Annotated in this window: 3 protein-coding genes; 2 read left to right on the forward strand and 1 reads right to left on the reverse strand. The window is 67.3% G+C overall.

Annotation, left to right across the window (positions count from 1 at the left end):
- The first annotated feature begins 244 nt into the window (after positions 1-244).
- The gene (locus tag ACFXKA_RS36445) at positions 245-17,380 is read left to right on the forward strand and encodes an amino acid adenylation domain-containing protein (RefSeq protein WP_379430830.1); all 17,136 of its coding nucleotides are present in this window, start codon (positions 245-247) and stop codon (positions 17,378-17,380) included.
- On the forward strand, positions 17,377-18,063 hold the full coding sequence (locus ACFXKA_RS36450; protein WP_379430831.1) for a DUF6875 domain-containing protein: 687 nt from the start codon (positions 17,377-17,379) through the stop codon (positions 18,061-18,063). The genes ACFXKA_RS36445 and ACFXKA_RS36450 overlap by 4 nt, the downstream gene beginning before the upstream one ends.
- Positions 18,064-18,504: 441 nt before the next feature.
- Here ACFXKA_RS36450 and ACFXKA_RS36455 read toward each other — a convergent pair whose 3' ends face one another.
- Entirely contained in the window at positions 18,505-19,389 is an 885-nt protein-coding gene (locus ACFXKA_RS36455; protein WP_379430832.1) for a class I SAM-dependent methyltransferase, read from the reverse strand.
- Between the last annotated feature and the right edge of the window lie 11 nt (positions 19,390-19,400).

Here is a 19,400-nt window from a genome sequence, read left to right on the forward strand (position 1 = left end):
GAGAGACATTTGGTCGTGGAATCGAACGTGAGAAGTCACTGAATCGTTGCTATTCGAACGCAGCGGATGTTCCCGTGAAGTCCTCGGGGAATACCCAGTGCACTGCGCACCTTCCTGGTGGATATGGAAACTATCCCAGCGTGCGGCGGTGTACACGAACGTACCGATCGGCTTATACTGGCCGCGGTCGGGGTTGCAGGAAATTAAGGCGCGAATACAGCGCGGTCCAGGTTAGAGGGATGTAATGACTGCACCGCGACCGCAGCCCGACCCTGGCCGAGGATCGAGCGGAAATGCCGAGCCGGGCGCGTCAGCCACACAGTTGATACCGCTGTCTGCCGGGCAGCAGGGGTTGTGGCTGGCGCAGAAATTGACTCCGGATGTGCCGATATCCGAGGCGCAGTATGTCGAGTTGCATGGCGACTTCGACGGTGACCTGCTGCGCGAGGCGGCGATTCGAGCCGGCCATGAGTTCCAGTCGGGGTATCTGCGACTGGTCGAGATCGACGGTGAGCCGTATCAGCGGTACGACCCGTCGCTGAACATGACGGGACCGGTCATCGATGTCCGTGGTGCACCGGATCCCGTCGCAGCCGGCTTGGAATGGATGCGCCGGGAGTACACAGCGCCGCTGGATATGACCCGGGATCTGTTGGTCGCAACGGCGATTGTGCAGGTGGGGGATCGGCATTATCTGCTGTACTGCCGGAGTCATCACGTCGCACTGGACGGCTACGGCGCGATGATGATCGTGAACCGGATTGCCGAGTTGTACACAGCGGTGGTGCAGGGCCGTACCCCAGAGCCCAATCGGCCGGCAGACATCCGTGCCCTCTACGAGGCCGAGCGCAGCTACCGGGAGTCGAAGCGGTTCACCGACGACCAGGCATATTGGGTGAACAGGCTCGCCGATGTCGGCGAGGAGTCCAGCCTGGCCGCCGGGCAGGCGCCCGCGTGCGCGGACAGTGTTGTGGCAATCACCGAACTGCCGGCGGCGACGGTGGAGCGGATCGAACACTTGGCGGAAGTGGTGGGGGCGAGCCCGGCCGCGGTGGTGATCGCCGCATTCGGCTGTTATCTGGGCCGGAAGACCGGCCGCGACGACGTTCTGGTCAACATTCCCGTATCGGGTCGCACGACCGCCGTGCTGCGGCGGTCCGCAGGGGTCTTCGTCAATGTGGCACCGCTTCCGATCGTCCTCGATCCACGGGACACCGTCGCGGCACTGGCACTGCGGGTGCAGTCCGATCTGGTGGGTGTGTTGCGGCACCAGCGGTGCGGCCTCCCCGACATTCGCACCGCCACCGGGACGCGTGGCGCCGAGCGCCGCTTCGCGGGCCCCGTCGTGAATGTCATGCTCTTCGACCAGAAGCTCCGACTCGGGTCGGTGACCGGCGAATTCCATATCCTCAGCTCCGGCCCGGTCGAGGATGTGCTGGTCGACGTGTATCGGACCGGGGATCCGCCGCGGACGCTCCTCCAGTTCCTGGCCAATCCCAACCTGTACACCGACTCCGAACTGTCGGCGCACAGCACCGCATTCGCGGAGTTCATCGACGAATTCGCCGCCGCATCGGACACCGAGCTCGGACAGGTCCACCCCGGCAGCGCCGCCGAAAGCGCCGGGATCCGCCGCCGCCGCGAGAACCTGGCGTTCTGGCGCGACACCCTCGCGGATCTTCCCGAGGAACTCGGTCTGCCATTCGACAGGCCCCGGCCGGTGGTGATGTCGAATCGTGGTGCGACTGAGGATTTTTCGTTGGATGCGGGGTTGGTTCGGGGGTTGGAGGACTATGCGCGGCGGCATGATTCTTCGTTGTTCACGGTGGTTCACGGTGCGCTGGCGGTATTGCTCGCGCGGATGAGTGGTGGCACCGATATTCCGGTCGGCACAGCGGTCGACGATGCGATCGGGATGTTCGCCAATACCCTGGTGTTGCGGACCGAGATCGATCCGGGGGAGTCGTTCGCCGATCTGCTCGGGCGGGTCCGGAAGGTCGATCGGGATGCGTTCGATCATGCCGATGTCCCGTTCGAGCACGTGGTGGACCAGCTAACTCGGTCGCGACGGCCCTTGTGCCAAGTGATGCTGGCATTCCGGAAACCTGTCGAACCGGAACAACTCCACCTCGAACTGCCGGCGGTCGGCCTCTCCAGCGAAATATCCTGCTTCGACCTGCAATTCATCCTGTCGGACCACAGCGGCGGCGACATGACCGCCGCGGTCACGTTCGCCACGGATGTGTTCGATGCCGCGACGATCGATTCTCTGACCCGTCGGTGGATCCGGATTCTGGAGTCGGTGGCCGCCGATCCGACGGTTCCGGTCGGGGCGATCGACGTGCTCGAGCCCGCCGAGCGCGCCGATCTGCTGGCACGTCATGGCGCGCCTGCGCTGGCACCGGTCACCCTGCCCGAGCTGCTGGCCACCGCTGTCGGTGTGGATCCCGATGCGGTGGCGATCGTGTCCGGCGGCCGGAAATTGAGTTACCGGGAGGTGGACGAGCGTTCGAATCGGTGGGCGCGGAAGCTGATCGAGCGGGGTATCGGTCCGGAAGATGTTGTCGCGATCGGTATGCCGCGTTCCGCGGATTCGGTGCTGGCGGTGTGGGCGGTTGCCAAGTCGGGGGCTGCCTTCCTGCCGATCGATCCGGGCTATCCGGTCGAGCGCGTCGCCCATTTGGTGACCGATTCGAGGGCGGCGGTCGGCCTGACGGTGGCCACCGTGCGTGGACGGTTGCCCGATGAGATCGATTGGCTGACAGCGGATTTCCTCGATGAGGGCGATGATCGGCCGGTCACCGACGGTGATCGGGTGCGTCCGGTTCGTGTCGACGATATCGCGTACGTCATCTACACCTCCGGATCGACGGGGCTGCCCAAGGGCGTTGCTGTCACCCATCGGGGACTGAACAACTGCGCCACCACGCACCGCGATGCCATCAGCGTCGGAAACCTGTCCCGCACACTGCATCTGGCTTCACCGGGCTTCGATGTCTCGGTCCTGGAACTGCTGTTGTCGCTGTGCGCGGGCGCGACGATGGTTGTCGCACCCGGCGACAGCTTCGGCGGCGACGAACTCGCCGAACTCCTCGACCGCGAACATGTGAGCCACGTGTGTATTACACCCTCGGCACTGTCGACCATCGACCACACCCGTTGGCTGTTACCGGATTTGGGGCATCTGATCGTCGGCGGCGAAGGCATCGGCACCGACCTGATCGAACGGTGGAGTGGTGATCGTGAACTGTTCAACGAATACGGGCCCACCGAGACGACGATCGCGGTCACGCTGACCTCGCTGGCGGCAGGGGAGCTGGTCACGATCGGCCGCCCGATCCGCGGCGTTTCGACATGGATCCTCGATCAGCGATTGCAGCCGGTGCCGGTCGGTGTGGCGGGTGAGTTGTATGTCGCCGGTGGCCTATTGGCGCGTGGGTATTACCGCCGGGCGGGTTTGACGGCGGAGCGGTTCGTGGCGTGTCCGTGGTTGCCGGGTGAGCGCATGTATCGGACCGGTGATGTGGTCCGGTGGACGCCCGACGGTGCGATCCAGCATCTCGGCCGGTCCGACTTCCAGGTCAAGATTCGCGGTCTTCGGATCGAGCTCGGTGAGATCGATTCCGTGCTCACGAGTCACGCGAGTGTCGTTCACGCCGCCACGATCGGCTATCGCGCCGCATCGGGAGCTCAGTCGCTGGTCTCGTATGTTGTTGCCGCGCCGGGGTATTCGATCGATACCGTGCTTTTGGCGGAGTATGTCGCCGATCGGGTGCCGTCGTATATGGTTCCGTCCTCGATCGTGGTGCTGGACCGGATCCCGTTGACACCGGCGGGCAAGATCGATCGCAAGGCGCTGCCCGAACCGGTGTTCACCGACAACAAACCGTACCGGGCACCGCGAACACCGATCGAGCACCTCATCGCCGAGACACTCGCCGATGTGCTCCACCTGGACGCCATCGGTATCGACGACTCCTTCTTCGCCCTGGGCGCAGACAGTTTGGTCGCGACCCGGGTCGCCGCGCGCCTGGGGGCCGCACTGAATATCGAAATTCCGGTGCGGCTGCTGTTCGATGCGTCCACGACCGCGGAACTGGCCACCCGGATGGAGCAGGAAGCGCTGACGGGGCGGCGGCCCCGCCCGCCACTGATCGCCGGTCCGCGCCCCGATCTCGTGCCGTTGGCGCCTGCGCAACAACGAATGTGGTTCTTCAACCAATACGACACCGCCTCCGGGGCATACAACATGCCGATCGCCCTGCGGCTGCGTGGCGAATTGAACGTCGACGCCCTGCGGCTGGCCCTGATCGACGTGCTCACCAGACACGAATCCTTGCGAACGCGGTACCCGGATCACGACGGAATGCTGATCCAGGTCATCGAATCCGTCGACCACGTCGACCGGGAACCCACTCTGACGACGGTCTCGTTCAGCCAATTGGTCCCGGCGATAACCGAATTGGTGACCGAAGGCTTCGACGTGAGCACCCGGGCGCCGGTGCGCGCCCGGCTGTTCCGCGTGGCCGATGCGGAGGAACCGGAATACGTGCTGGCCGTCGTGGTGCATCACATTGCCGCGGACGGCTTCTCGATGGCACCGCTGGCTCGTGACGTGACGACCGCGTATGCCGCCCGGATCCGTGGTGAGGCCCCGTCGTGGACACCGCTGCCCGTCCAGTACGCGGACTATGCCCTGTGGCAGCGAGCTACCCTCGGCTCGCCGGATGAACCGGAATCGCTGTGCGCGCGGCAGATTCGATACTGGACCGAAGCATTGGACGGAGTTCCCGACGAGCTCTATCTGCCGTTCGACAGGCCGCGGCCGGCGGTGATGTCGAATCGGGGTGCCACGGCGAACTTCTCGTTGCGTGCGGGATTGGTTCGAGCGTTGGAAGATGCTGCGCGGCAGCACAATTCTTCGCTGTTCATGGTGATTCATGGTGCGTTGGCGGTGTTGCTCGCCCGGATGAGCGGGTCCGCCGATATTCCGGTCGGTACGCCGGTTGCGGGTCGTGGTGTGGCGGAGCTCGACGATATGGTCGGGATGTTCGTCAATACGTTGGTACTGCGGACCCAGATCGATCCGGGGGAGTCGTTCGCCGATCTGCTCGGCCGGGTGCGGCGGGTCGACCTGGATGCCTTCGACCATGCCGATGTCCCGTTCGAGCAAGTGGTGGATCAGTTGGTCACGCACCGATCCCAGGCTCGCCATCCGCTGTTCCAGGTGATGCTGGCATTCCAGAACCTGGAACCGGTGAAGCTGAAGCTGCCCGATCTCGAACTGTCGGTGGTCGACCTGCCCAACAACGTCTCGCGCTTCGACCTGCAATTCATCCTCTCGCAGAACCACGACAGCGGCGACATGGCCGTCGCGCTCACCTTCGCCACGGATGTGTTCGATGCCGCGACGATCGATTCTCTGACCCGTCGGTGGATCCGGATTCTGGAGTCCGTGGCCGCCGATCCGTCGGTTCCGGTCGGAGCGATCGACGTGCTCGAGCCCGCCGAGCGCGCCGACTTGCTGGCTCGTCACGGTGCACCTCCGGCCGCGCCCGTCACCATGCCCGACCTGTTCGCCGCCGCAGTCGGAGTGGATCCTGATGCGACAGCGATCGTGGCCGGGGGGCGGCAGCTGAGTTACCGGGAGGTGGACGAGCGTTCGAATCGGTGGGCGCGGCAGCTCATTCGCCAGGGGATAGGTCCGGAAGATGTTGTCGCGATCGGTATGCCGCGTTCCGCGGAATCGGTGCTGGCGGTGTGGGCGGTCGCCAAAACGGGAGCCGCTTTCCTGCCGATCGATCCGAGCAATCCCGTCGAGCGCGTCGCCCATTTGGTGACCGATTCGAGAGCCGCTGTCGGCCTGACCGTGGCATCCGCGCGCGCACGGTTGCCGGATGACATCGATTGGCTGACAGCGGATTTCCTCGATGAGGGCGATGATCGGCCGGTCACCGACGGTGATCGGGTGCGTCCGGTTCGTGTCGACGATATCGCGTATGTCATCTACACCTCCGGATCGACGGGGCTGCCCAAGGGCGTTGCTGTCACCCATCGGGGACTGACCAACTCCACCACTGAACGTCGCGCCGCCCTCGGTATCGAAACCCATAGCCGCATACTGCATCTGGCCTCCCCGAGCTTCGATGTCGCGGTTCTCGAGCTGCTGTTGGCGTTGTGTTCGGGCGCGGCGCTGATCATCGCACCCGGCAACGCCGTGGGCGGCGACGAACTCGCCGAGCTCCTCGACCGCGAACACGTCAGTCACGTCCTGCTCACCCCCTCTGTCTTGTCCACGATCGACCACACCCGCTGGCCATTGCCGGATTTGGGGCATCTGATCGTCGGTGGCGAGAGCTGCCGCACCGAACTGGTCGAGCGGTGGGGTGGGAATCGTCAGCTGACGATCGACTACGGGCCCACCGAGACCACCATCACCGCGACGATGAGTTCCTCGTTGGTAGCGGAGGAGTCGGTCACGATCGGTGGACCGGTGCCGGGCGCCTCGACATGGATACTGGATCAGCGATTGCAGCCGGTGCCGGTCGGTGTGGCGGGTGAGTTGTATATCGCCGGTGGTCTATTGGCGCGCGGGTATCTGCGCCGCGCGGGTTTGACGGCGGAGCGGTTCGTGGCGTGTCCGTGGTTGCCGGGTGAGCGCATGTATCGGACCGGTGATGTGGTCCGGTGGTCGCCCGACGGTGCGATCGAGTATCTGGGCCGGTCCGATTTCCAGGTGAAGATCCGGGGTCTTCGTATCGAGTTGGGTGAGATCGATTCGGCCCTGGCCGCACACGAGAGCGTTGGTCATGCCGTCACGATCGGCTATCACGCCGATTCGGGAGCTCAGTCGCTGGTCTCGTATGTTGTTGCCGCGCCGGGGTATTCGATCGATACCGTGCTTTTGGCGGAGTATGTCGCCGATCGGGTGCCGTCGTACATGGTTCCGTCCTCGATCGTGGTGCTGGACCGGATCCCGTTGACACCGGCGGGCAAGATCGATCGCAAGGCGTTGCCCGAACCGGTGTTCGCCGACAACAAACCGTATCGGGCGCCCCGAACTTCGATCGAGCACCTCATCGCCGAGGCATTCGCCGGTGTGCTCCACCTCGACACCATCGGTATCGACGACTCCTTCTTCGCCCTCGGCGGGGACAGCATCATGTCGATCCAGCTGGTGAATCGGGCCAGAGCCGCAGGCGTGGTGTTCTCCCCACGCGACGTGTTCGAGCGCAAAACGGTCGCCGGTCTCGCCCAGGTCGCCATTCAGGAGGGCGCCGCGGAGACATCCCTGCCGGCGGAACCGCCCGGCGCGGGCGTGGGCCCGCTACCGCTGACACCGGTCATGCGAGAGTTGCTCGAGCGGGCGGGGCCGACCTGCGGCCGCTACTCGCAGGCGATGATGCTGGGCCTGCCGGCGGGGATCGACCGGCGGCAGCTGGCCGACGCCGTGCAGGCGATACTCGATCGGCACGGCATGCTGCGTGCGCAACTGACCCCGGGCACCGACGGGCGGTGGACGTGGGAGGTGCTGCCGGCCGGAACGATTCGCGCCGACGACGTTCTCGTGCGGGTGCCGATGGAGGCGGGGCGCGGCGAGTTCCGCGCGTTGGCGGCGGCCGAGCTGGATGCCGCCGCGGACCGGCTCGACCCTGGAGCCGGGATCGTGACGCAGGTGGTCTGGTTCGACCCGGTGCACACCGCGGAGCCGGGCACGGTGCTGGTGGTGGTGCATCGTTCGGCGATCGATCGCGTCTCCTGGCGCGTGCTGCTCCCGGATCTCACGGAGGCGTGGACGCGGACCACCTCCGGCGAGCTACCCGATTCGGCCCCGACCGGGACATCGATGCGCAGCTGGGCGCGCGGGCTGGTCGAGGCGGCCCGACGCCCGGAGCGCGCCGCCGAGCTCGAATTGTGGCGGGCGATGACCGCCGGGAACGATCCGACGCTCGGGTCACGGCCCCTCGACCCCGCGATCGACGTGGTCGCGACCACCCGCACGGTCCAGGTCGACATCGATCCCGAGACGACCGAGGCTCTGCTGACCGCGGTGCCCGCGGCTTTCCACGGCAGTGTGGACGACGGGCTGCTGGCCGCCTTGGCGGTGACGATCGCGAGGTGGCGGCGCGAGCACGAGACGGCGACTCCCGCGGACGTGACGATCCGTCTCGAAGGAAACGGCCGTGCGGAAGGCATTGTCCCGGGCTCGGATCCGGCACGGACGGTCGGCTGGTTCGCCACGAGTTTCCCGATGCGCCTGGATCTTTCGGGCATCGATCTCGACGATGCGTACGCGGGCGGGCCGGCGCTGGGGGCAGCGGTCAAATCCGTCAAGGAACAGCTCCTCGCCGTCCCGGACCACGGGATCGGCTACGGCCTGCTGCGGTATCTCGACGAGGACGCCGGAGCGATCCTCGCCACCGCGCCGCCGCAGATCGCGTTCAACTATCTTGGCGCCGAAGCGATTCCGGCGGCCGAAGCGATGCCGGTGGACGTCGGCGATGCCTCGGGTGCGGCAGAGCTCGCCGGTAGACAGCCTCCGGATATGCCGGTGCCGGCGGTGCTCGACATCAATGCTCTCGTCATGGACGACGCGAACGGGCCACGGCTGCAAGCGATCTGGTCGTATCCCTCCGGGGTTCTCACCGCTGACGCCGTGCGCGAGGTGGCGGAGTCGTGGCGCTCGGTACTGACCGCGCTGGCGGCGCATGTCCGCCGTGCCGGGAGCGGGGGACGGACGCCGTCGGATCTGGCGCTGGCCGGGCTCGGACAATCCGAAATCGAGCGGCTCGAGGATCGGTATCCGGCCTTGAGCGACGTCTGGCCCTTGGCCCCACTGCAACAGGGGCTGCTGTTCCATGCGCTGGTATCCGAGCAGTCGGTGGATGCCTACATCACACAGCTGGTCCTCGAGCTGCGCGGCCGGGTCGATCCACAGCGCCTGCGCCGAGCCGCGCACGTGCTGCTCGACCGGCATGCGAATCTGCGCGCCGCCTTCGTCATCGACGCCGGACCGGTACAGGTGGTCGACGACGACGCCGAGGCGCCATGGACGGAGCTGGACCTGTCCGGGCTGGATGACGGTGCACGCGAACGCGAGTGGACGCGGCTCATGGCCACCGACCGCACCACCCGGTTCGACCCGGCGCGTGCCCCGCTGCTCCGCTGGATGCTGGTCACCACCGGGCCGGAGCAGTACCGGCTGGTGCTGACCAATCACCATCTGCTGCTCGACGGCTGGTCGACGCCGCTGCTCCTGCAGGAGCTGCTGGTGCTCTACGCCATCGACTGCGACGCCACGATGCTGCCGCAGGTGCGCCCCTACCGGGACTTCCTGACCTGGGTCGCCCGGCAGGACCCGGCCCCGTCGCTCGACGCCTGGGCCCGGGCGTTCGACGGCGCCGACGAGCCGACCCTGGTGGCTGCGGCCGATCCTCGCCGTCACTACACCGAATCGCGTGAGGTGCTCGGCGAACTCACCGAGGCACAGACCGCGGAGTTGACCGGCCGCGCACGATCCCGCGGAATCACGCTCAACACCATGATCCAGGCGGCATGGGCAATCGTGCTGAGCACGTTGACATCCCGGCAGGACGTGACGTTCGGTGCCGTGGTCTCCGGACGGACCCCGCAGATCGCGGGTATCGAATCGATGATCGGGCTGTTCATCAACACGGTCCCGGTGCGTGTCCGCCTCGACGTCACCGAGACCCTCGGGCAACTGCTCGACCGCATCCAGGCGGAGCAGGCCGCTCTGCTCGATCATCAGTTCATCGGTCTGGCCGACATCGAGCGGGCGGCCGGGCCGGGGGCGGTATTCGACACGGTGACGGTGTTCGAGTCCTTCCCGGTCGATCGTCACGGGCTGACCGCGGACACCGACATCGCCGGCATGCGGCTGGTCGACGTGACCGGCGCCGACGCGGCGCACTATCCGCTGGGCGTGGTCGGGCGCGTCGACTCGCGACTGCACCTCGAGATCAAGTACCTGCCCGAGCTCTTCGACCACGACACCGTCGCGGCGACCCTGCGGCGGTTCGTGGGCGTGCTGGGCGACATCGCCGCCGACCCGGATCTGCCGCTGACCCGGCTGAATCTGCTCTCGCCGCAGGAATACCGCGAATTGGCGCCGGTATCAGGTGATCCCGCGATGCCGGAGCGGACATTGCCGGAGCTCTTCGCGGCGACGGTGGTCCGGGATCCGGGGGCGGTGGCGGTGGTGTGCGGGGACCGGCAGTGGACCTATGGCGAGCTCGATGCCGAGTCGAATCGGCTGGCGCGCTTGCTGATCGGCCGAGGTGCCGGGCCGGAGACGAGTGTCGCGGTTGCGTTGCCGCGCTCCTACGAGTCGGTGCTCGCAGTGTGGGCGGTGGCGAAGTCGGGGGCGGCATTCGTCCCGGTGGATCCGCGCAATCCCGGGGACCGGATCCAGCACATGCTCGGCGATTCGGGCGTCGCGACAGGAATCACGCTGTCGGAGTGGAGGAATCGACTGCCCGGATCGGTGCGGTGGCTGGTCCTCGACGAGCCGGCGCTCGAAGCGGAGGTGGCGGAGTCGCCCACCGTGCCGGTGACCGATGCCGAGCGAATTCGGCCGGTCCGGGTCGATCACGCCGCGTACGTGATCTACACGTCCGGCTCGACGGGGGTGCCGAAGGGCGTGGTGGTCTCGCACCGGGGGCTGGCGAACCTGGTGGCCGAGCAGTGCACGCGGTTCGACCTCGGGCCGGGCGCGCGGGTGCTGCATGCCGCGTCGCCCAGTTTCGACGCGGCGGTCCTGGAACTGCTCTGGGCGTTCGCGTCCGGCGGGCGGCTGGTGATCGCGCCGCCGACCGTTCTCGGCGGAATCGAACTGGCGCAGATCATTTCGCAGAATTCGGTGACCCACGCCGCGCTGACACCCACGGCCCTGAGCACGGTCGACCCGGCCGGGCTGCGGAACCTCGGGACCGTCGTGATCGGAGGCGAGGAGCCCCCACCGCAACTGGTGTCACGGTGGGCGCCGGGCCGGAAACTGTTCAACACCTACGGTCCGGCGGAGGCCACGATCCAGACCGATGCCGGTGCGCCGATGGTGCCGGGTGAGGCGGCGACGATCGGCGGACCGATCCGCGGTGTCGGTGAGGTCGTGCTCGACGCGTGGTTGCGTCCGGTGCCGCTCGGCGTCGTCGGCGAGTTGTACCTCACCGGTCCCGGACTGGCTCGCGGCTACCGCAACCGGACGGGTCTGACAGCGTCGCGGTTCGTCGCCGACCCGTTCGCGGGTCACGGGCAGCGCATGTATCGGACCGGGGACCTGGTGCGATGGCTGCGGCTACCGGAAGGAGGTCTGACCCTCGACTATGTCGGCCGGACGGACTTCCAGGTCAAGATCCGTGGCTTCCGTATCGAACTCGGCGAGGTCGAAGCGGGCCTGCTGGCCTACCCGGGAGTGGCTGCCGCGGTGGCGACCGTGCACCGCGGCTCCGGCACCAGCGATCGGTTGATCGGGTACGTGGTGCCCGAGCCCGGTGCCGACCTGGATCCGGTCGCGATCCTCGCGTTCGCCGGGCAGCGATCGGCTCCGCACATGGTGCCGGCGACCGTGATGGTGCTCGACACGCTACCCACGACGGAGACGGGCAAGATCGACCGCCTCGCGCTGCCCGAACCCGACTTCAGCACGGGCCGAACCGAATTCAGGGCGCCGGTCACCGAGATGGAGACGACGCTCGCGGGCCTGTTCGCCGAGGTACTGGGAGTCGGCACGATCGGACTCGATGACTCGTTCTTCGCCCTCGGCGGCGACAGCATTATGTCGATCCAGCTGGTGACCCGGGCCAAGGCGGCCGGTCTGGTGCTGTCCGTGCGTGAGGTGTTCGAGCGCAGAACGGTCGCCGGACTGGCCCAGATCGCGGTCCGCGACAGCGCCGCGGCAGCCTCCCTCCCGGCAGAACTGCCCGGCGGGGGCGTGGGGCCGATGCCGCTGACGCCGATCATGTGCTGGATGTTCGAGCGTGGCGAATTCGACCGCTTCTGCCAGTGGGTGATGCTCACGCTGCCGGCCGGCATCGAGCAATCTGCCATCGAGGCGACCGTGCAAGCGGTGATCGATCACCACGACATGCTGCGGGCCCGGCTACAACCCGACCTCGAACGCCCATCGGGCTGGGCAGTGCAGGTGCAGCCGACCGGGCTATCCGCCGCCGGACTGATCCGGCGGGTGCCGGTCGATGCGGCACCGGACAGCAGCGCGTTCGCCGCGATTGCCGACGCCGAGGCACACGCGGCCGCCGAACGCCTCGATCCCGCCGCGGGAGTCATGCTCCAACTGGTCTGGTTCGACTGCGCCGGCGGGCCGGGCCGGCTGCTGGTCGTCGCACACCACCTGGTGGTGGACGGAGTGTCGTGGCGGATCCTCGTTCCCGACCTCGCTGTCGCCGGGGCCCAGGTGAGCGCGGGTCAACAGCCGCAGCTCATGCCCGTCGGTACGTCGATGCGACGCTGGGCGCACGCTCTCGAGACCGCTGCCGCGAACCTCGATGAACTCGACCGGTGGCGTTCCACACTCGCCGCCGCTGATCCGCCGATCGGGACCCGCCCGCTCGACCCGGTCGTGGACCGGCAGGCCACCGTTGCCACCGTCCGGGTGACGCTGCCGACCGTGGTGACCCGCGCTGTACTCACCACCCTGCCCCGGGCGTTCCGCGGCAGTGTGGACGATGCCCTCATCGCGGGACTTGCACTCGCGCTGACCCGGTGGCGGCGCCGCCACGGCGACGACGTCACCGACACGCTGCTCACTCTCGAAGGCCACGGGCGCGACGACACGGTTCTCCCCGGTGCCGACCTCACCCGCACTGTCGGATGGTTCACCACCACCTCCCCGGTGCGGCTCGACCTGTCCGATATCGACATCGATGACGCGTTCGCCGCCGGCGCCGCCGCGGGAGCGGTCGTCAAATCGGTCAAGGAACAACTCCGGCGGGTCCCCGGCCACGGGATCGGCTACGGGCTGCTGCGCTACCTCAACACCGATACCGCCCGCATCCTGGGCGCGCTGCCCGACCCCCAGGTGAGTTTCAACTATCTCGGCCGATTCGACACGATTCCCGACGCATTGCGCGACACCGGGTGGATGCCCGCCGGTGAGGATGCCGCCGGCGGCGCCCAGCACCCCGACGCATCCGCGGCAGCCGTGCTCGGCATCAACGCGGCCACCGAGGACACGCCGGACGGCCCTGCCCTCACCGCGACCTGGGACTACCCGGCCGGCCTGATCACCGCCGCCGAGGTCACCGACCTCGCGGAACTGTGGCGCGACGCGGTGACGGCGCTCGCGGCCCACGCGTCCCGGCCGGGCGCGGGCGGGCTGACGCCCTCCGACGTCGGACTCGTCGACCTCGACCAGGCCGCGATCGACCGGATCGAGGACCGGTACCCGGAGCTGGACGATATCTGGCCGCTCACGCCGCTGCAGGCGGGTCTGTTGTTCCACGCCCAGCTCGCCGACGGCGCCCGCGACGACTACATCGTGCAACTTCGGATGGAACTCGGTGGGCACGTCGACGCGAACCGGTTACGCCGCGCCGCACAGACTCTCATCGGACGGCATCCGAACCTGCGGACCGCGTTCGTTCAAGACGGTGCCGGTGAGCCGGTCCAGGTGGTGCACCGCCGTGTCGACGTGCCGTTCACCCGGATCGACCTCGCGGAAGGCGCCGACACCGCGGCGGTGCTCGATCAGCTCATGGCCGCCGACCGGCACTTCGACATGACCGAGGCGCCGCTGCTGCGACTGACGCTGATCAGCACGGCCCCTCAGCGGTACACGCTGCTGCTGAGCATGCATCACATTCTGATCGACGGCTGGTCCACTCCACTGCTGATCCGGGACCTACTGATCCTCTACGCCGGCGACAGCGACCCCGGTGCACTGCCCCCGGTGCGTCCCTACCGCGACTACCTGATGTGGCTGCAGGCCCAGGATCAGGATGCGGCCGAAGCGGCGTGGGCACGGACACTCGAGGGCGTCACCGAGCCGACCCTGCTGGCGCATGCGGACCGCGGCCGCCAGCACACCGCCGCCGCGCGCGAAATCCGGGTGGGGCTGAGCGAGCACCGCACCGCGGCCCTGGTCGCGGTGGCTCACCAGCAGGAGAGCACCCTCAACACCATCGTCCAAGCCGCCTGGGCGATCGTGCTCGCGAACGCGACCGCGCGCGAGGACGTCGTCTTCGGGACCACCATCTCCGGACGTCCCCCGCAGCTCCCCGGCATCGAATCGATGATCGGCCTGTTCGTCAACACCGTGCCCGTCCGGGTCCGGCTCGACTACGGCGAGAGTCTCGCTCAGCTGCTTCGGCGAATCCAGGCCGAACAAGCCGCGCTGCTCGACCACGATCACCTCGGACTCGCCCGGATCCAGCGGGTGACCGGGTTCGGCGCGATCTTCGACACCGTGACCGTCTTCGAGTCCTACCCGGTCGACACGGCCGGGTTGTCCGAGGACACCGACATCGCCGGGATGCATGTCCTCGACGTGCAGGGACGAGACGCCGCGCACTACCCGCTCGGCCTGATCGTCCATCTCGGCACCCGGCTGGAGCTGATCTTCGAATACCAGCCCGGACTGTTCTCGCCAGCCGAGATCGACGCCCTCGCCGGCCGGGTGCTGCGCGTGCTCGACGCCATCACCGATGACATCGATCTCTCACTGCTGCGTGTCCAACTGCTGTCGTCGGATGAACTGGCCACCTTCGCACCCGTTCGCGGCGGGCCCAGCGTGGCGACATCGACGTTGCCGCAGGTGTTCGCGGCCGCAGCGAGGTCCGACGCGGACGCGTTGGTCTGTGACGGTGAACGGATGTCCTACCGCGAACTCGACGAAGTCTCGAACCGGTGGGCGCGGATACTGATCGACGCCGGAGCAGGACCGGAATCGTTTGTGGCCGTGGCGTTACCGCGCTCCATCGACGCCATGATCGCCGTCTGGGCGGTCGCCAAGACCGGCGCCGCGTTCGTGCAGATCGACCCCACCCAGCCCGAAGACCGGATCAGCGGCATTCTCGCCGATGCCGGTGCCATCGCCGGGCTGACCGCCGAGACCTATCGAGATCGGCTGCCGGACACCACCACGTGGCTCAGCCTCGACAGTCCCGGATTCGCCGCGAAGGCAATGTCGTTGTCCACCAACGTGATCGACGACTCCGAGCGTACGGCCACGCTCCGGCCGGAGCATCCCGCCTACCTGATCTACACCTCGGGATCGACCGGGACTCCCAAGGGCGTCGTGGTCACCCATACCGGGATTGCGAATCTGGCCGCCGAGGCGCGGGAGCAGTTCGGCCTCACCTCGTCCTCTCGAATGCTGGCCGCGGCCTCGCCGACCTTCGACGTGTCGATCCTCGAATGGCTCAGCGCCGTCGCCGCCGGAGCCACCCTGGTGCTCGCACCGGAGCGTGTGGTCGCCGGCGCCGAACTGGCCGAGCTGATCAAGGCCGCACAGGTCACCCATGCGGCCGTCACTCCGACTGTGCTCGCATCGCTGCGCCCGGACGGACTCGATACCCTCCGCACCCTGTTCCTCGGCGGCGAGACATGCTCACCGGATCTGGCAATCCGATGGGCCCCGGACCGCACGCTGATCAACGCTTACGGGACGACCGAGACCACCATCCAGAGCTGCACCGACGTCCTCCTGACCACGACCGCCGACGGTCCGCCGCCGATCGGCGGCCCGGCCCGCGGGTTCTCCGCCGTCGTGCTCGACCGCAGACTGCGCCCGGTCCCGCCCGGAGTGGTCGGCGAACTGTATCTGTCCGGACCGGGCATCGCCCGCGGCTACCACGGGCAATCCGCACTCACGGCAGCACGATTCGTTCCCGACCCGTGGGGGCCGGCCGGGACCCGCATGTATCGCACCGGCGATCTGGTCACCTGGACCGACGACCGGAGACTGCAGTACCTGGGCCGTAGCGATCTGCAGATCAAGGTCAACGGTCATCGCATCGAACCAGGCGACATCGAAACCGCGTTGTGCAGCCATCCCGACGTCTCGCGTGCCGCCGTCGCCGTCCACACCCGGCCCGACGGTGTCGACCAGCTCACGGGCTATGTGGTGCCCGCCCTGCACACCACACCGGATGTCGCGGCGCTGACCAGGCATCTCGCTACCCGATTGCCCACCCACATGATCCCGACCGCCATCGTGACGCTCGACCGGATACCGCTCACGACCACCGGCAAACTCGATCACAACGCCCTGCCCGCACCCGACCTGCGCGGTCGGGCCCGGTTCCGGGCGCCGTCCACCCCGCTCGAGGCCACCGTGTGCGAAGCCTTCGGCCACACCCTCGGCATCGAGCGAATCGGAGTCGACGACGGCTTCTTCGCTCTCGGCGGCAACTCGCTGGCCGCCACCCAACTGGTGGCGCGGCTCGCGGAGTCCACCGGTGTCACCGTGCCGCTGCCGTGGCTGTTCACCGATCCGACGCCGCAATCGCTGGCCCGCCGCATCGAGAGTCGCCGCGACGGCCTCGCAGGGCAGGACGTCGACGGACATGATCTCGCAGGGGCGCTCGCCGTGATGCTGCCGCTGCGCGCTGCCGGAACCGATCCGCCGCTGTTCTGTATTCACCCGGCGGTCGGATTGGCTTGGGGCTTCAGCGGACTCGTGCAGTACCTCGATCCCGACCGTCCCGTCCGAGGGCTGCAATCTCCCGCGCTGTCCGACCCCACCGTCAGTTTCGACACCCTCGACGAACTCGCCGCCCGCTATGTGCAGGAGATCCGGTCCGTCCAACCGCACGGCCCCTACCATCTGCTCGGCTACTCGCTCGGCGGCACCATCGCGCACGCGATCGCGGTCCAGCTCCGCCGCGACGGCGACTCCGTCGCCACCCTGGCCATGATGGACACCCGCGTCGTCACGGCCGACAGCTCCCGGGGTCCCACCCCCTCCGTGGCGACGATGCTCGCCGAGTTCGGCGGTTTCGCCGTTCCGGACGGCGACACGGAGCTGACCGTCGAGACCGCAACCGAGTTGCTGCACCGGCAGGGCGGACTTTTCACCGAGGTGACCTCCGAGCATCTCGTGAGTCTGCAACGCGACTACACCCGGCTCATCGACCTCACCTGGAACCATCGGCCGGGACTGTTCGACGGTGATCTGATCTACTTCAGCGCCGCCGACCACCACGTCGACGGGGCCTCTCCCGCTCATGCCTGGAACGACCACATCACCGGTCGTATCACCGAGCACCGGATTCCCGTCCAGCACGAACGGATGACCGATCAGGATGCGCTCCGCGCCATCGGTTTCGTTCTCACCGAGCACTTCCGGTCCATCCACGCCGCCCCCACGGAGTCACAAACCCCAGCAAGGACAAGCCGATCATGAACACCGACCGAATCGTCGGAACACGTTCCGGCGTCGAGCCAGTCAACCTGTTCGACCTTGATGTGGCAGCCGGTAACGGCCTGCAACCTCACCTTGCCGAACTGCGCCGGTGGATGGTCGAATACCTGTGCCAATCCCACCCCGACCTGGGCCGGCCCGGCCATGTCTGCCCCTACACCAGCCACGCCATCGCACTGCGATCCCTGTGGGCCGCATTCATTCCCGGTCGTGACATCGACCGCTCGCGCATCACCGCAATAGTCGCCGACCTCTACGACCTGTTTCCCACCTTGCCACCCCGGACCGAACCCGATTCCAAACTCAAAGCCGTCATCGCGGTCTTCCCCGACCTCACCGAATACACCGACATCGACACCGTCCAGCACGACCAGAAAACCAAATTCGTCGAACAGGGCCTGATGCTCGGCCAGTTCTACCCCGGCTGCACCGTCCCGGGCCTCCACAACCCGTTCTTCCCCGCCCTGGACGCCCCCCTCCCCATGCTCGCCATCCGCTACATGGCCCCCACCGACTTCCCATTCCTCAGCTCCCGCCACGAATGGATGAACTTCTACCTCAAGATCTTCGCCCCCGCCATCCCGAAGTTCATCGCCACCGCCATGTCCGACCGACTCGTCGTAACCCCGGACGCCCCACCCGATCTCGGCTCGGATGGCCGGTAACGTCACTTTCCAACCAGCCATCTTCGATGGCGCGAGAAAGGTTCGGTTGCAACCGAATCGGGGAGAACGCACAACCCTCGCCGCAGCTTCGGACCCGTGAATGCGAGGGCGAAAGGTGAAAGATGTTGTGCACCAACGGTTAAGCGTCTCAATGCGGATCTGCCGCGCTCGCCGAACGACCCGCCGAGGCCGAGACCGTGGCAACTTGCACGCGACGCCATGTGCGCCGGCGCGACACGCAAGGTCATGGGTTCCCGGGCCGAGGTCACCCTCTCTGAGCGCGCGGTCAGCGTGGGTGCGCAACCGCTGCTGGTTCTGCCGGGACGCGGAAGTGTATGTGCCGCAGCAGTTCCCAGCGAATTACGCGACGCAACCAGTGTTGTGCGGGTTCGCCCCCTGGTTGCGCTGTTCGAAGCCCGATCGTGCACCTGAATCGCACGATCACCTGGCACGGCGTGGACCTGCGCCATCACCGACAGCAAGCCGGTGTCGGTAGGTCACCGGAAGCATGCGGCCGGTGAAGTGGGGGTTCGACGGCTTGGTGTAGAGCACGGCTGCTTGCCCCTTGGTCGTCGGCAGGAACTTGACAGTGATCGTGGGGTCGGCCGCGCTGCCGAGTGCGATGAACGCCGAGGTGCTGTAGGAGCGCAACAGGCTGATGTACGCGTCGTGCAGGACCGGGGCGACCGCGAACGGCGAGGAGCAGGCCATCACGATCAAGATCACGGGGATGAGGGTGAGCACGGGCACCACGGCCAAGGTAATCGCCGGCGGCCGCATCACGTCCAGGACGAGGAATCTCCTCCCGACACGGGTGGCCTCGGCGATGGCCCGGTACGCGAGGCCCGGCGGGAAGTGATGCAGGGACGCCACCAGTACGACCAGGTCGTAGCTACGGTCAGGTGCGTCGATGGCGGTCGCGTCGGCGACCCTGGCGGTGGCACGAGGGTGGGTGCCGAGGGGACCTGCTTCGATCGCGGCAACCGATTTCGGGTCCAGGTCGGTCACCGTCACCGTCGCGGTGTCGTGCAGGTCGAGCACTCGTGCCGCCAGCTCGCCGTGGCCGGCGCCTAATTCGAGCACCCGCGGATTGCGGAGGCCGTCGAGCCGTCCGACGACCAACTGCGCGTTGTGGTCGTGGTCGCCGAACACGTTGCCGACTCGATCGAGGAACGTAACGATCCTGCGCTTGCGCTGCTCGGGCACGTCATATCTGTCGAGGTATTCGAGCCTTCCGGTCTGTAGTCGCCGGTCGAGCCAAGACGCATCCGGACCGCCACGAGGCATCGCGGCGATCATCTCGATATCAGGTGGGTATTGAGTCATATCCCTCCGCC

The sequence above is a fragment of the Nocardia sp. NPDC059228 genome, from assembly GCF_042754245.1.
In the GTDB taxonomy this organism is placed as follows: Bacteria; Actinomycetota; Actinomycetes; order Mycobacteriales; family Mycobacteriaceae; genus Nocardia.

Excerpts from the sequence above, each read along its gene's own strand:
- ACFXKA_RS36455 (WP_379430832.1), bottom strand. The coding sequence starts at position 19,389 with ATGACTCAATACCCACCTGATATCGAGATGATCGCCGCGATGCCTCGT.
- ACFXKA_RS36450 (WP_379430831.1), top strand. The coding sequence starts at position 17,377 with ATGAACACCGACCGAATCGTCGGAACACGTTCCGGCGTCGAGCCAGTC.
- ACFXKA_RS36445 (WP_379430830.1), top strand. The coding sequence starts at position 245 with ATGACTGCACCGCGACCGCAGCCCGACCCTGGCCGAGGATCGAGCGGA.